12 protein-coding genes (1 of these 12 running past the window's edge) are annotated in these 13995 nt (G+C 40.6%); 5 read left to right on the forward strand and 7 right to left on the reverse strand.

The features are described from left to right. The 7 genes from GD002_RS14180 to dnaA all read right to left on the reverse strand — a co-directional run. Positions 1–619 carry the 5' portion of an HD-GYP domain-containing protein gene (locus GD002_RS14180; RefSeq protein ID WP_153733023.1) on the reverse strand. The gene continues 431 nt to the left of window position 1, outside the view, so only the first 619 of its 1050 coding nucleotides appear in the window; it begins with the start codon at positions 617–619; the stop codon falls past the left edge of the window. 205 nt (positions 620–824) lie between these two features. After that, complete coding sequence (gene gyrA / locus GD002_RS14185) at positions 825–3323, reverse strand: DNA gyrase subunit A (protein ID WP_153733024.1); 2499 nt, start codon at positions 3321–3323, stop codon at positions 825–827. Positions 3324–3394: 71 nt separating this feature from the next. After that, positions 3395–5317, reverse strand: coding sequence for a DNA topoisomerase (ATP-hydrolyzing) subunit B (gene gyrB / locus GD002_RS14190; protein WP_194841618.1), 1923 nt, complete (start codon positions 5315–5317; stop codon positions 3395–3397). A 49-nt stretch (positions 5318–5366) separates the two neighbouring features. Next, positions 5367–6485, reverse strand: a complete 1119-nt coding sequence (gene recF, locus GD002_RS14195; RefSeq protein ID WP_153733026.1) for a DNA replication/repair protein RecF — start codon at positions 6483–6485, stop codon at positions 5367–5369. Continuing rightward, positions 6475–6714 carry a S4 domain-containing protein YaaA gene (gene yaaA / locus GD002_RS14200; protein ID WP_153733027.1) on the reverse strand — a complete coding sequence of 80 codons (240 nt, stop codon included), beginning with the start codon at positions 6712–6714 and terminating at the stop codon, positions 6475–6477. The genes recF and yaaA overlap by 11 nt, the downstream gene beginning before the upstream one ends. 119 nt (positions 6715–6833) lie before the next feature. Beyond that, positions 6834–7970, reverse strand: coding sequence for a DNA polymerase III subunit beta (gene dnaN, locus GD002_RS14205; RefSeq protein WP_153733028.1), 1137 nt, complete (start codon positions 7968–7970; stop codon positions 6834–6836). Positions 7971–8141: 171 nt separating this feature from the next. After that, positions 8142–9491 (reverse strand): chromosomal replication initiator protein DnaA, encoded by a 1350-nt coding sequence (gene dnaA / locus GD002_RS14210; RefSeq protein WP_153733029.1) that lies wholly within the window; start codon positions 9489–9491, stop codon positions 8142–8144. Positions 9492–9995: 504 nt separating this feature from the next. On the opposite strand from dnaA, the gene rpmH reads away from it, so the two are divergent. The 5 genes from rpmH to mnmE all read left to right on the forward strand — a co-directional run bounded on the left by rpmH (position 9996) and on the right by mnmE (position 13976). After that, complete coding sequence (gene rpmH, locus GD002_RS14215) at positions 9996–10130, forward strand: 50S ribosomal protein L34 (RefSeq protein WP_153733030.1); 135 nt, start codon at positions 9996–9998, stop codon at positions 10128–10130. A 98-nt stretch (positions 10131–10228) separates the two neighbouring features. Then, complete coding sequence (rnpA, locus tag GD002_RS14220; protein WP_153733031.1) at positions 10229–10567, forward strand: ribonuclease P protein component; 339 nt, start codon at positions 10229–10231, stop codon at positions 10565–10567. Between the two features lie 90 nt (positions 10568–10657). Continuing rightward, positions 10658–11431 carry a membrane protein insertase YidC gene (gene yidC, locus GD002_RS14225; RefSeq protein WP_153733032.1) on the forward strand — a complete coding sequence of 258 codons (774 nt, stop codon included), beginning with the start codon at positions 10658–10660 and terminating at the stop codon, positions 11429–11431. Next, a complete protein-coding gene (gene jag / locus GD002_RS14230) occupies positions 11428–12306 on the forward strand; it encodes an RNA-binding cell elongation regulator Jag/EloR (RefSeq protein ID WP_153733033.1) in 879 nt (292 codons plus the stop codon). The genes yidC and jag overlap by 4 nt, the downstream gene beginning before the upstream one ends. Before the next feature lie 284 nt (positions 12307–12590). Then, entirely contained in the window at positions 12591–13976 is a 1386-nt protein-coding gene (mnmE, locus tag GD002_RS14235; RefSeq protein ID WP_153733034.1) for a tRNA uridine-5-carboxymethylaminomethyl(34) synthesis GTPase MnmE, read from the forward strand. Positions 13977–13995 lie beyond the last annotated feature (19 nt).

Genomic DNA, 13995 nt, shown 5'->3' on the forward strand with positions numbered 1-13995 from the left:
AATCTTGAATCATTTGAAAACTATGAATGACATGCTTCTTTACCTCGTTCATCTCTTCGCTAGTTAGAAATGCAACTTTATCAATGATCTTGGAATCAATTTTTGACATGCCACTATCTGCCAATACACCTGCAATACCAATTTGTAAAACCTGACCTTTTGGATAACCCATCTGTTCACTAATTAATGCTGCTAAAATTCCAACACTAATCGAGTGGTGTGCCAGGTAATTGTGAATAGTAGAGAATTCATTCAGTCTTCTTACGTATTCTTTATTCTCTAGGAAAGCTTGAATAACAGGCAACGCAATCGAACGAATTGTGGCGACATCAACTTTCTTACCAGACCTATAACTTAAAAACTCTTTTTGGTAAGATTCAACCGTTTCATCATATAAAGATTCCAACGTTCTAGACTTTGGAGGTGAACTTTGATTGACCAGTTTCTCTACTTCAGGCGTTAATTTTATTTCCGTTACCTTGTCTACCGACTCCTCTTCTGATTGACCCTGAGTCTTAGATTCAATTAGCACCCTAGAAATACCGAATGAACGAAGAACATCAAAATGTTCCAATGTTAATTTAGTATCTTTGACCATGATTGGATTTTTGGTATTCATATAGATATCTTCTTTAAGAAAACTACCAGGCCTTAACTCACTAACTTCTTTATAGATATTCAACGTTATCACCCAATTTCTTCTTTACTCTATCTAATATCATATAATATTCTCAATTATATGGATAGATGAATGAGTAAATTTTCCTGTATAAAAATAAAAAAGTTATTGAAGTAGCACTTTACGCCTCTTCAATAACTTTTTTTTACTCTTTGTCTTCTGTTTCTACTGATACTTCTTCTGATACATCTATTGATTCTTCTTCAATTTCATCTTCATTCTTTTCAACTTTTGCGACCGTTGCGACACGTTCTTCGTCCGCCAATCGAATTAAACGTACACCTTGAGTGGATCGACCAAATATAGAGATGTCGCCAATCGACATACGAATTAGAATACCATGAATGGTGATCAGCATCAGGTCTTCTTCGCCATTAACTGATTTCATGGCGACGATTTCTCCGTTTCGATCTGTCATATGCATAGTTTTCAGACCGTAACCGCCACGTGTCTGCGCACGATATTCACTTTCAGGTGTCCGTTTACCATAGCCTTTTTCCGTGACAACCAAGATATCATCGCCTTCATCCACCATATCCATACCGATAACTTCATCGTCCTGACGCAGTCGAATTCCTCGTACTCCAGCAGCTGTTCTGCCGAGCGGACGAATGTCTTGTTCTGCAAAACGAATGAGCATACCTTGTTTTGTACAAATCGCAATGTCAGAAGTACCGTCTGTTGATTTCACGGAGATCAGTTCATCTTCTTCACGCAAGCCTAACGCAATCAATCCGTTTGCTCGAATATTTGCAAAGCCCACGATTGATGTTCGCTTAATGACTCCATGTTTAGTGGCAAAGAACAGATAGTGATCTTCCCTAAATTCACTAATCGGGATCATCGCTGTAACTTTTTCATCTTTTTCAAAGTCAATGAGGTTGATGATCGGTAATCCCTTTGCAGTCCGACTATATTCAGGAATCTCATAGCCTTTTTTGCGGAACACACGGCCTCTGCTAGTGAATAATAGAATAGTGTCATGCGTTGATGTATTCAATAAATGCTCGACAAAATCATCTTCATTTGTCCCCATACCTTGTATGCCACGCCCGCCACGTTTTTGACTACGGTAAGTGTTAGCAGGAAGACGTTTAATGTACCCTTGATGAGTTAATGTGACAATTGAATTCTCAACTGGAATTAAATCTTCATCTTCGAGCATTTCAGAACCACCAAGCATAATTTCAGTTCGACGCTCGTCTGAAAAACGCTCTTTAATCTCCATTAATTCTTCGCGGATAATTTCAATTACTTTTTGTTCGTCTGCCAAAATTGCACGCAATTCTGCGATAAGCGTCAATAATTCTTGATACTCAGACTCAATCTTGTCTCGTTCTAAGCCAGTCAGTCGCTGTAAACGCATATCTAAAATGGCTTGGGCCTGGCGCTCTGATAACTCGAATGTTTCCATCAAATTGGATTTCGCTTCAGCAGTAGTTTTAGAACCACGGATTAGAGCAATAATGCGATCAATATGATCTAATGCAATACGCAATCCTTCCAAAATATGTGCGCGATCTTCCGCTTTATTTAGATCAAATTGAGTACGACGGCGAATAACAACTTTCTGGTGTTCCAAGTAATGAAAAAGGATTTCTTTCAATGATAAAACTTTCGGTTGTTTGTCCACAAGCGCGAGCATATTTATCCCAAAACTAGACTGTAAAGCAGTTTGCTTGTATAGATTATTTAACAACACATTAGCATTAGCATCCCGACGCACTTCGATGACAATCCGCATTCCTGTACGGTCTGACTCATCCGCCAAATGGGTTATACCGTCAATCTTCTTATCGCGAACCAACTCCGCAATCTTCTCTATTAACTTGGCTTTATTCACTTGATATGGAATTTCAGAAACAATAATTGTTTCTCGTCCGTTTGCTTGTTGCTCAATTTCTGCTTTTCCACGGATAATTAGCGAACCACGGCCCGTTTCATAGGCGCGACGAATACCGCTACGACCAAGAATCATACCACCCGTTGGAAAATCCGGACCTGGAATGATTTCCATAAGTTCTTCCGTCGTAATCGCACTGTTATCAGCTAAGGCGAGCACTGCGTCAATCGTTTCACCAAGATGATGAGGAGGAATGTTCGTCGCCATCCCGACAGCAATCCCTGATGTTCCGTTAACCAATAAATTCGGATAGCGACCAGGCAAGACGGCAGGCTCTTTTTCTTGTTCATCATAGTTTGCTTGAAAGTCGATAGTATCTTTATTGATATCACGCAGCAATTCCATTGCAATGCGGGACATTCTAGATTCTGTGTAACGCATCGCGGCAGCACCATCACCATCAACAGATCCGAAGTTACCATGTCCGTCAACAAGCATGTAGCGATAGCTAAAATCTTGAGCCATTCGAACCATCGTGTCATATACAGCACTATCACCATGTGGATGGTATTTACCAATTACGTCTCCAACAATACGTGCAGACTTTTTATGAGGTTTTTCTGCTGTAATGCCCAAGTCATGCATAGCATACAAAATACGTCGATGTACTGGTTTCAAGCCATCCCGAACGTCAGGAAGCGCACGGGAGACAATAACGCTCATTGCATAGTTCAGAAATGAGGTTTTCATTTCCGTATTAATATTAATTTCTTGCACTCCACCTTGTGGCAAATCTGCCATGTTGTCATGCTCCTTTCACCACTTACATCTATAAATTCAACGGCACCAATCAATCAATAATTGGCGACCGATCAGGTATCAATGTTTTTCACGAAAACCGCATTATCTTCAATGAATTTTCTGCGCGGTTCTACTTCATCGCCCATCAATTCTTCAAAAGTGTTATCTGCTTCCATTGCATCTTCTAAACGAACTTGCAAGAACGTACGCTGCTCAGGATCCATCGTAGTTTCCCAAAGCTGCTCAGGATTCATTTCACCCAGACCTTTGTAACGTGTAATGTCTGGTTTTGGTGAAGCAGGTAGACTGTTTAAGATTTCTTGCAGTGTTTCTTCATCATAACAATATTGCTCTTTTTTCCCTGAACGCACGCGATAAAGCGGTGGTTGTGCGATATATACATAACCAGCTTCGATTAATGGACGCATGAAGCGGAAGAAGAATGTTAATAATAATGTACGGATGTGAGCACCGTCGACGTCAGCATCTGTCATAATGACAAGCTTATGATAACGAGCTTTCTCTAAATTAAATTCTGAACCGATTCCTGTGCCCATTGCTGTAATGATCATGCGGATCTCAGCGTTGCCGAGAATACGGTCCAAACGAGCTTTTTCTACGTTTAGGATTTTCCCGCGCAACGGCAGGATTGCCTGAAAATGACGGTCTCGGCCATTCTTAGCTGAACCGCCAGCAGAGTCACCCTCTACGATATACAGTTCACTGAGAGCCGGATCTCTTGAAGAACAGTCGGACAGTTTACCCGGCAGACTAGATACTTCAAGCGCTGACTTACGGCGTGTCAGTTCACGGGCATTTTTAGCCGCCAGACGAGCTCTTGCCGCCATCGTACTTTTTTCGACTACTTGTTTAGCGACTACAGGATTTTCAATTAGAAAACGCTGCAACGCTTCGGAGAAAAGTGAATTCGTAATCGTGCTAACTTCCGAGTTTCCAAGCTTCGTTTTCGTCTGTCCTTCAAATTGAGGATCAGGATGCTTGATTGAAATAATCGCAGTCAGCCCTTCACGCACATCATCTCCGGATAAATTACCGTCTGCCTCTTTCAACAGGCCATTTTTCCGTGCATAGTCATTAATGACACGTGTTAAAGCTGTTTTAAATCCAGATTCGTGCGTCCCGCCTTCATATGTGTGAATATTATTTGCAAATGAAAGCAAGTTTTCCGCGTAACCACTGTTATACTGCATCGCGATTTCGACGGCAATGCCATCCCGTTCTCCTAAGATGTAAATCGGATCTTCGAAGATCGGTTCCTTATTTTCGTTGAGGTGCTGAACGTATGATTTAATACCGCCTTCGTAATGAAACAACTGAGTTTTCGGTTCTTCTTCGCGCTCATCTGTAATAGTAATCCGCAAACCGCGGTTTAAATAAGCCAGTTCGCGCAGACGCGTAGCCAGCGTGCTGTATTCATAGACAGTAGTTTCTGTGAAGATTTCAGGATCTGCTTTAAAACGGGTTGTCGTACCTGTTTCAGTTGACTCACCGATGACTTCAAGCTCTTTCGAAACTGGTCCTCTTGAAAATTCAATTGCAAACAATTTATTATCGCGTCGCACATATACCTCTGTCTTTTCGGACAACGCATTAACAACAGATGATCCAACACCGTGCAAACCACCTGAAACCTTATAGCCTCCGCCGCCAAACTTACCGCCTGCATGAAGCACCGTCATGATAACTTCTACAGCAGGTCTACCTGTAGATTCCTGAATCCCAACCGGTATCCCTCGTCCGTTGTCTTCCACTCGAATCCAGTTGTCTTTTTCAATCGTTACTTCAATGTGATCACAATAGCCAGCTAGTGCTTCGTCAATACTATTGTCTACTATTTCCCACACAAGATGATGAAGCCCTTTTGCACTTGTAGTTCCGATATACATACCCGGACGTTTACGGACAGCTTCAAGACCTTCCAACACTTGTATCTGATTCGCATCATAAGCTGTCTGTATTTCTTTCTCTTCCATTGCCAAGGTGTTCACCTTTCCTTTCAAAACATATCAAACTACAGATACCCTAACCTTCACGCTGCACGGAACCTGCATGTACCTCAAAAATGGCGGCTTGTTGGATAGTGTCATGGTCAATTCCCGTAATATTTGTCGTGGTGACAAATGTTTGCACTTGACCTTGCATCGTATTCAGCAAGTGTGACTGACGGTAATCATCCAATTCCGATAACACATCATCCAGCAATAAAATAGGCGTTTCTCCTACTTCCTGTTTCACTAGCTCAATTTCAGCAAGCTTCAAAGAAAGCGCAGTCGTTCGTTGCTGCCCCTGTGACCCAAATGTTTGAATATCATATCCATTGACAAAAAACTGCAAATCATCACGATGCGGACCTACCAATGTAAGTCCTCGTTCTAATTCGCGTTTTCGTACGTTTTTAAGCTGATTAGCAAAAATAGTTTCCATTTCTTCTACAGTCTGCCCAGAATGTAGGTCTTTTAAAGTTCCATATGAAACTTCAAGTGTTTCAAGACCACGAGAAATTCCTTGATGTATCGGCTGTGCCCATCTTTGTAGTAATTCCATGAAATAGAAACGCTTGCGAATAATTTGAACCGCCACTTGAATATATTGTTCCGTATAAATATCGAACATCACATCATGAAGGTCCAGCTTGCCGCGATGCTCCTTTAACAGCGCATTGCGTTGTTTTAATACTTTTTGAAAATTGACCAGATCATGTAAATATACTCTCGAAATCTGCCCAATTTCCATATCTAAAAACCTCCTGCGTATTTGCGGGCTGCCTTTCACGATATTTAAATCCTCAGGCGCAAACATCACCACGTTCATCTGCCCCACATACATGCTCAGTCGGTTTTGCTCTAAGTGATTGACTCTTGCTTTCTTTCCTTTTTTAGAAATGGTCAACTCTAAAGGCAGTCGTCCAAATTTCCGTTCGACATCACCTTCTATTTTACCACACTCTTGTTCCCAGCGTATGAGTTCACGATCATTTGCGGTTCGATGAGATTTGGCCATAGACAATACGTAGATCGCTTCCATGATATTAGTCTTTCCTTGGGCATTTTCACCGATCAATACGTTCATGGTAGGGGAGAATTCTAATTCTAGGGAGGCATAATTTCGATAATTTGTTAAAGCAAGACGTTCAATGTGCATCCGACTGTCCAGATTCATCCGCAGACAGTTTATACTTTCCTGTACCCGGAATATTTACAACATCGCCATCATATAATTTTTTACCGCGTCGTTGTTCCGGTTCACCATTTACATAGACGACGTGTTCCTCTAAAAACCACTTAGCCATACCGCCTGAACTGATAGCATTCGTCATTTTCAATAATTGGCCTAGTGTAATAAACGGTGAATTGAAGTTGATATTTTCCATAATGTATCAATCCCTCTTAAATAGTCTGTCCTTCTAGTTTACCTAACTTTTCACTATAAGTAAAAAGGATAGTCAACATGTTGACTATCCAATCTTCACTAATTTTATTTCTTTCGCTATTAGAAAGTACGAACTGGCAAAATCAATTGTAAAATTGCATCACTGTCTATTGATTTTAAGATGAATGGCCGCATACTTCCTGTAAAGTGAATCATCAGATCTTGACCATCAATAGCTTTTAATGCGTCCATCATGTATTTGGAGCTAAAAGAGATTTTCAGTGGTTCGCCTTCAATCTGTACCGCTTCAACTAGTTCTTCAACATTTCCAACATCAGGTGAATTAGATGAGATTTGAATATGTGAACTACCATCTGTCGAGAAATGAACAATATTATTGCGATCTTCTCGCGCAAGCAATGAAGCACGATCAATTGCTTGCAATAAATTACGTCCATTCACAGTAATAGATGTTTTATATTCACTCGGGATCAGACGAGAAGTGTCTGGATAATTACCTTCCAAAAGTCTTGAATAGAATAATACATTATGCATTTTAAACAACACTTGCTGATTGGCAATGAAAATTTCCACCATGCTTGAATGATCCGGCAAAATCTTGCTTAATTCCTGAAGGCTTTTGCCTGGAATGACAACACTAAAAGGTGCACTCGCTTTTACTTCGGGTGTAATAATACGTCGAGCCAAACGATGGCTGTCTGTTGCAATACAATACAATTCTTCATCTTTGATTTCCCATTGAACCCCCGTCAATACAGGGCGTGTTTCCTGCTGGGAGACTGCAAATACAGTTTCTCGAATAATAGATTTCATCAAATCTGCTGGCAATTCAAAACGCTCTGCATCTTTTATATCTGGCAAAATAGGATATTCATCTGCACTTTGGGCAATAATATGAAATTCAGACTGGCCAGAGCGGATATGTGTTTTCAATCCATCACGCAATTCAATCATTACTTCATTCGTTGGTAGCTTCCGAATAATTTCGTTAAATACTTTAGCCTGTAAGACTAGTGTACCTGGCTGGATCATTCGGATAATTTGGTTACCATCCTCTTCTACAGGAATAAACGTTGAGATCGTGATATCTGAATCACTTCCGGTCATCGTTAATCCTTTTTCTGTGGCCTCTAGTTTAATACCCGTCAAAATAGGTGTAGTTACTTTTTGACTAATTGCTTTGATGACATCGCTTAATCCATCAAGCAATTGTTCACGCATAATCTCAAACTGCATCTCGATACCTCGCTTATATAATAATAATTAAGTAATTAAATATAGTAGTAATAGTAATAGGGGCTGTGGATATGTGGAAAAGTCTTTTGAATGTATTAAACTCATAGTTTCCCACATGTGCATAAAACGTGGACGAGCATGCATCGTCTATCCACAGTTATCCACAGTTCATTAAGCACGTCCTAGTGATTTCTTAATTTCCTGAATATCCATCTGCAAAGATTTATCTGTTTCTAGCATTTTTGAGATTTTCTCATGAGCATGGATGACGGTTGAATGATCGCGACCTCCAAATTCGGAACCGATTTTTGGCAAGGAAGAATCCGTCAATTCCCTCGATAAAAACATAGCAATTTGACGTGGAAATGCGATTGCCCGCGTTCTTTTCTTAGCTACAAAATCCTCCAGCCGCACACTATAATGTTCTCCAACTGATTTTTGAATATCCAATATGGAAATGATACGAGGACGAGAATTCGGAATAATGTCCTTTAAAGCTTCCGCTGCTAGATCAGTTGTAATATCCGCATTTACCAAGGAAGAGTAAGCCACTACACGTATAAGGGCACCTTCCAATTCCCGAATATTTGAGTCAATTTGATTAGCAATGTATAACATCACATCATTTGAGATATCAATAAGACCGTCTGCTTTGGCTTTTTTGCGCAAGATCGCAATTCGCGTCTCTAAGTCAGGTGGCGCAATATCCGTGATCAATCCCCATTCGAAACGTGAGCGCAGTCGATCCTCAAGAGTAGGGATCTCTTTTGGAGGACGATCACTTGAAATGATGATCTGCTTGGATTCTTCATGGAGCGTATTAAACGTATGGAAAAATTCTTCTTGAGTTTGTTCTTTTCCTGCCAAGAATTGAATATCATCAATTAACAGCACGTCTACATTACGATACTGATTTCTAAAGTCGCCCGCTTTATTATCGCGGATAGAATTAATGAATTCGTTCGTGAATTTTTCCGATGATAAATAGACCACCTTCAAAGATGGGTTTTGCTCCAATACATAGTGTCCAATCGCGTGCATCAAATGGGTTTTACCGAGACCAACGCCTCCATAGATAAATAGCGGGTTGTATGCTTTAGCAGGAGCCTCTGCAACAGCAAGTGAGGCTGCATGGGCAAAACGGTTGCCGGAACCAATGACAAACGTGTCAAAGGTATACTTTGGATTCAGCATGCCAGCAGAATTAGGCATAGGTACTTTCTCCACTGCTTTTGGCTGTGTTTTCGGTAATTTGATATCATTTTCCGCCATATCTTGCGGAACGATAAACTCAATAATCCGATCTTCGCCTGTTAACTCAGATAGAATGCCAGTAATTAAATGGACATAATGAGTTTCCAGCCAGTCTTTTGCGAATGAACTGGGGACCGCAATTGTTGCGTTTTCTTTTTCATATGTCAGCAGCCGTGTTGATTTCAGCCAAGTTTCGAAACTTGGTTTTGAAACACGAGCTTCAATATTCTTCAATGCTTGGTCCCACAAATTCGATAAATTATCCAATCGTTTGCCTCCTTTACTACAAGATAATGAAAAGCCTGAATACGCTTATACACAGTATCCAAGCTTGTGGATAAAAATTATCGAAACATGTTGAAAAAACTATCCACACTGTATTCACAATTGTGGATAAGAATTTTAAAATAAATTATACACACAATAAAAGCTTTTTAATTGTACCAGGGAACCTGAATAATGACAAGGAGTCTAACGATTTATTCACAATGCCAGCAACTGTGCATAAAGTGGTTATCCACATCCTTGAATATGTGAAAAACTTGTCGACAAATGCCAGAATAAAAGATCCACAACTTTAGCATGCTCACAATTCATCCAGAAGGCATCTATTGAAAATTGTGGATAAGTAAGGAGCAGCGTAATAATGATCTAGTACGCAATCAAAAGGTAATGATTATAAAATCATTGACATTCTTTTACTGGATGGCTATACTATTCAAGACTGTCACAATAGGAAAAGAGACAATCAAGCAGGAGGTGTCTTACGAAATGAAACGTACATTCCAACCAAATAAACGTAAACGCAGTAAAGTCCACGGCTTCCGTTCAAGAATGAGTTCAAAAAACGGCCGTAGAATTTTAGCAGCTCGTCGTCGTAAAGGAAGAAAAGTTCTTTCAGCATAAGGCCACTGACTTATCAGTGGTCTTTTTTTTGCTATTTGGCTTATTCTAAGCAACAGGTATCAGTTAATGGATTGAAGAAAAATAAAGCAGGTGGAAACATGAAGAAGAGCCAGCGAATCAAGAAGAACAAGGAATTTCAGACGGTTTTCAAGAAAGGGAAGTCTTTCGCCAATCGGCAATTTATCGTCTACACCTATAAAAAAGAAGGTCAAGAGGAGTTTCGAATCGGTTTATCTGTCAGCAAAAAAGTGGGCAATGCAGTCACACGAAATCGAGTGAAACGGTATATTCGTCAATCCTTCTTGGAAATGAAAGATGAGATTAGACAGGATCTCGACTATGTTATTATCGCGAGAAATCAAGCAGCCACGCTCGATTTCCATACGGCCAAAAAAAATCTGCAGCATGTTATGCGAATTGCAAAGGTATTTAAGTGAAGTTTCATGTAAGCTATAGAACGTTATGAGTCATCATGATAAACTGAAAAAAATTGAGAAGTCATCTTGTGATTGTTTGGGGGAAAAAATGTGAAAAAGAAATTGGTATTTCTGTCATTGCTCGTCGTAGTGGCTGTGTTCATGGCAGGTTGTTCGGAATTCAAGGAGCCGATCTCGGCAGAAAGCACGGGGATTTGGAATGAATATATTGTCTGGCCTCTCGTATCATTAATTACGACATTTAAAGGATGGCTTGGAACGTACGGACTGGCAATTATTGTTGTGACGGCAATCATTCGTACTGCGTTGCTTCCATTAATCATCCAACAAACCAAAAGTTCAAAGCGTATGCAGGAAATCCAGCCGCGCCTGAAAGCGTTGAAAGAAAAGTACAAATCTAAAGACGCCGTGACACAGAAGAAGTATCAGGAAGAAATGCAGCAGATCATGATCAGTGAAAAGATTAATCCGGTTGCCGGTTGTCTGCCTGTCATTATCCAGATGCCGATATTTATTGGCTTCTACCACGCCATCAATCGGATGAATGCTACACCAACAATTGAATTAGGTAGCTTTCTAGGCGTTGCACTCGGTACACCAAGTATTTTATTCGCTATTATCGCAGGTCTATTTCAATTGCTAGTCCTTCGCACGGGGCCAGCAATGGATAATCCCCAGATGAAAACGATGATGTACATCATGCCGTTTATGATCATGGTATTCGGTTCATTCGTGCCGTCTGCGCTTGCTTTGTACTGGGTTGTCGGAAATATCATTTCACTTATCCAAAATATTTTTATTTACAAACCGTTTGACAAACCGAAAGACGGTGAAGTTGTAAAAGCAGGAGGGAAAAAGAAATGAAACAACTTACACAAAGGGCTGCAACCGTTGAGCTTGCGATCGCATCGGCTTTACAAGACCTAGGTGTAACAAAAGATGAAGTAGAAGTAAAGGTATTGGAAAATGGTAGAAAAGGATTTCTAGGTTTTGGTGCGAAAGACGCGGAAGTGCTAGTAACCGTTCTTGAACAAGAAGTAAAAGTGGAAACAGATTTACCAATAAAAGAAGAAACAAATGAATCTACTGAATCCGTAACCTTGATCAAAGATAGTGAAGTGCCGCCAATCGTCACAGAGCTTGTGCCACCAGCTGTTCAGGAGTCAAAAACGGAAGTAGAGCTAGAGTCGGAAACAGTAATAAACTCCGACCAATCGTTACCTACTATTCAAGCTTCACAAGATAACTTGAACGAAGAAGATCAAGAGGTTAAGAAATACAATGAAGAAGCAGCAATGGAAGAAACAAAGCGTTATATTGAAGACATGGCGAAAGAGATGGGAATTAACGACTTAGTTATTACCTATGAAACAAAAGGGAAGTACATCAATTTTCAGTTGGAAAGTGAAAAGGCTGCTTATTTAATAGGTAAGCGAGGTCAGACGTTAAATGCGATCCAGCAATTAGCACAGCTTGTTGCCAATAAACTCACACACCAATTTAAAATTGTACGCATCGACGTTGCTGATTATCGAGAACGCCGTGAACAGTCACTTGAGCAACTCGCAGATCGTATGGCGGATCGTGCAATTCGTACGAGACGTCAAGTGGCACTTGAACCAATGCCTTCGTACGAAAGGAAAGTGATCCATAACGCATTATCTCGTCGCTTGGATGTAGAAACTTTCTCAGAAGGTAAAGATCCATATCGCCACATCGTGATTAAAGGAATTGAATAAGTAATAGCCCGCAGAAGAATTCTGCGGGTTTTTTATATCCAAACTTCGCATAAAAGAGGTAGTGGGAGACTACAAAAATACTTGCACACCGTTACTCTACGTACTGTATTTTTCACCATTTTAATTTGTCCACAGCCCCTAATTTGTCATTTCCTGAAATTATCCACATTTTTTCATTTTGCCTGCTAGGAGATTTCGTCGATTTATGATAATATAGGATGTTAGAAAGTTGTGTCCTCAAGAGATATGCACATGTGGATAACGAAGCCAGGAAGGTGAAAAACTTGCATTTTGATACAATAGCCGCCATATCAACTCCAATGGGAGAGGGAGCGATTGCAATTGTTCGCATAAGTGGTGAAGATGCGTGGGAGATTGCGGATCGTATATTCCGATCGCCAGCAGCCAAACCTTTATGCGAACAACCCTCACATACGATTCACTATGGACATTTGCATAATCCCGTCACCGCAGAAATAGTAGAAGAAGTCATGGTGTCCATTATGAAAGGACCGAAGACATTCACTCGGGAAGATATAGTAGAGATCAATTGCCACGGAGGAATCACTTCGGTCAATCGGGTACTTGAACTTGTATTGACGGAGGGGGCGAGATTGGCGGAACCCGGCGAGTTTACCAAACGGGCATTTCTGAACGGTCGTATAGATTTATCACAAGCCGAAGCAGTCATGGATTTGATCAGGGCCAAGACGGATAAAGCGATGAATGTAGCGCTTAATCAAATGGAAGGAAAGCTCTCACATTTAATTGGAGAGTTACGTCAAGCACTTCTAGAAACACTTGCACAAGTGGAAGTGAACATTGATTATCCTGAATACGATGATGTAGAAGAAGTGACCATCCCCTTAATGATCGAGAAGGGGGAGTGGGTGCGTGATGAGATTGATGAGTTATTACGAACTTCGTCGCAAGGGAAAATCTTGCGGGAAGGATTGTCCACAGTAATTGTTGGCAGACCCAATGTCGGTAAGTCTTCATTGCTGAATAGCTTAGTTCAAGAAAATAAAGCAATTGTGACTGACATTGCAGGTACCACCCGTGATATTATAGAAGAGTATGTCAATGTAAGAGGAGTTCCATTGCGTCTTGTCGATACGGCTGGAATTCGTGAAACAGAAGATATTGTAGAGCGAATTGGCGTTGAACGTTCCAGACAAGTGCTAAAGGAAGCCGACTTGATTTTATTAATGGTCAATAGTGCAGAACCTTTAACTGATGAAGATGAGCGATTATTTGAAACGGTTGCTGGAATGGATGTGTTGGTCATCGTCAATAAGACCGATTTACCGACTAAGATTGATTTGCAACGAGTCTATGAACTGGCTGGGAAAGAGCGTGTCATCACAACGTCCATTTTGCAGGAGCAAGGGATTTCAGAGTTGGAAGAAGCCATTGCCTCTCTATTTTTCGAAGGTTCGATCGAGTCGGGTGATTTGACGTATGTGTCGAATGCACGCCATATTGCATTGCTAAAACAAGCTCGTAATACAATTGAAGATGCGATCCAAGCAGCTCAAACAGGGGTACCAATTGACATGATTCAAATAGATATAACACGTACATGGGAAATCCTCGGAGAAATTATTGGGGATACCGTTCAAGATAGTTTGATTAAAGAGTTGTTCTCGAAATTTTGCCTCGGAAAATAAAAAGTTTACCAATTTATAT

The organism is Sporosarcina obsidiansis (genome assembly GCF_009651005.1).
Classification (GTDB): domain Bacteria; phylum Bacillota; class Bacilli; order Bacillales_A; family Planococcaceae; genus Sporosarcina; species Sporosarcina obsidiansis.

Coding starts and splice junctions, on each gene's coding strand:
- rpmH (WP_153733030.1), top strand. CDS start 9,996: ATGAAACGTACATTCCAACCAAATAAACGTAAACGCAGTAAAGTCCAC.
- gyrA (WP_153733024.1), bottom strand. CDS start 3,323: ATGGCAGATTTGCCACAAGGTGGAGTGCAAGAAATTAATATTAATACG.
- rnpA (WP_153733031.1), top strand. CDS start 10,229: ATGAAGAAGAGCCAGCGAATCAAGAAGAACAAGGAATTTCAGACGGTT.
- dnaN (WP_153733028.1), bottom strand. CDS start 7,970: ATGCAGTTTGAGATTATGCGTGAACAATTGCTTGATGGATTAAGCGAT.
- yaaA (WP_153733027.1), bottom strand. CDS start 6,714: ATGGAAAATATCAACTTCAATTCACCGTTTATTACACTAGGCCAATTA.
- gyrB (WP_194841618.1), bottom strand. CDS start 5,317: ATGGAAGAGAAAGAAATACAGACAGCTTATGATGCGAATCAGATACAA.
- jag (WP_153733033.1), top strand. CDS start 11,428: ATGAAACAACTTACACAAAGGGCTGCAACCGTTGAGCTTGCGATCGCA.
- recF (WP_153733026.1), bottom strand. CDS start 6,485: ATGCACATTGAACGTCTTGCTTTAACAAATTATCGAAATTATGCCTCC.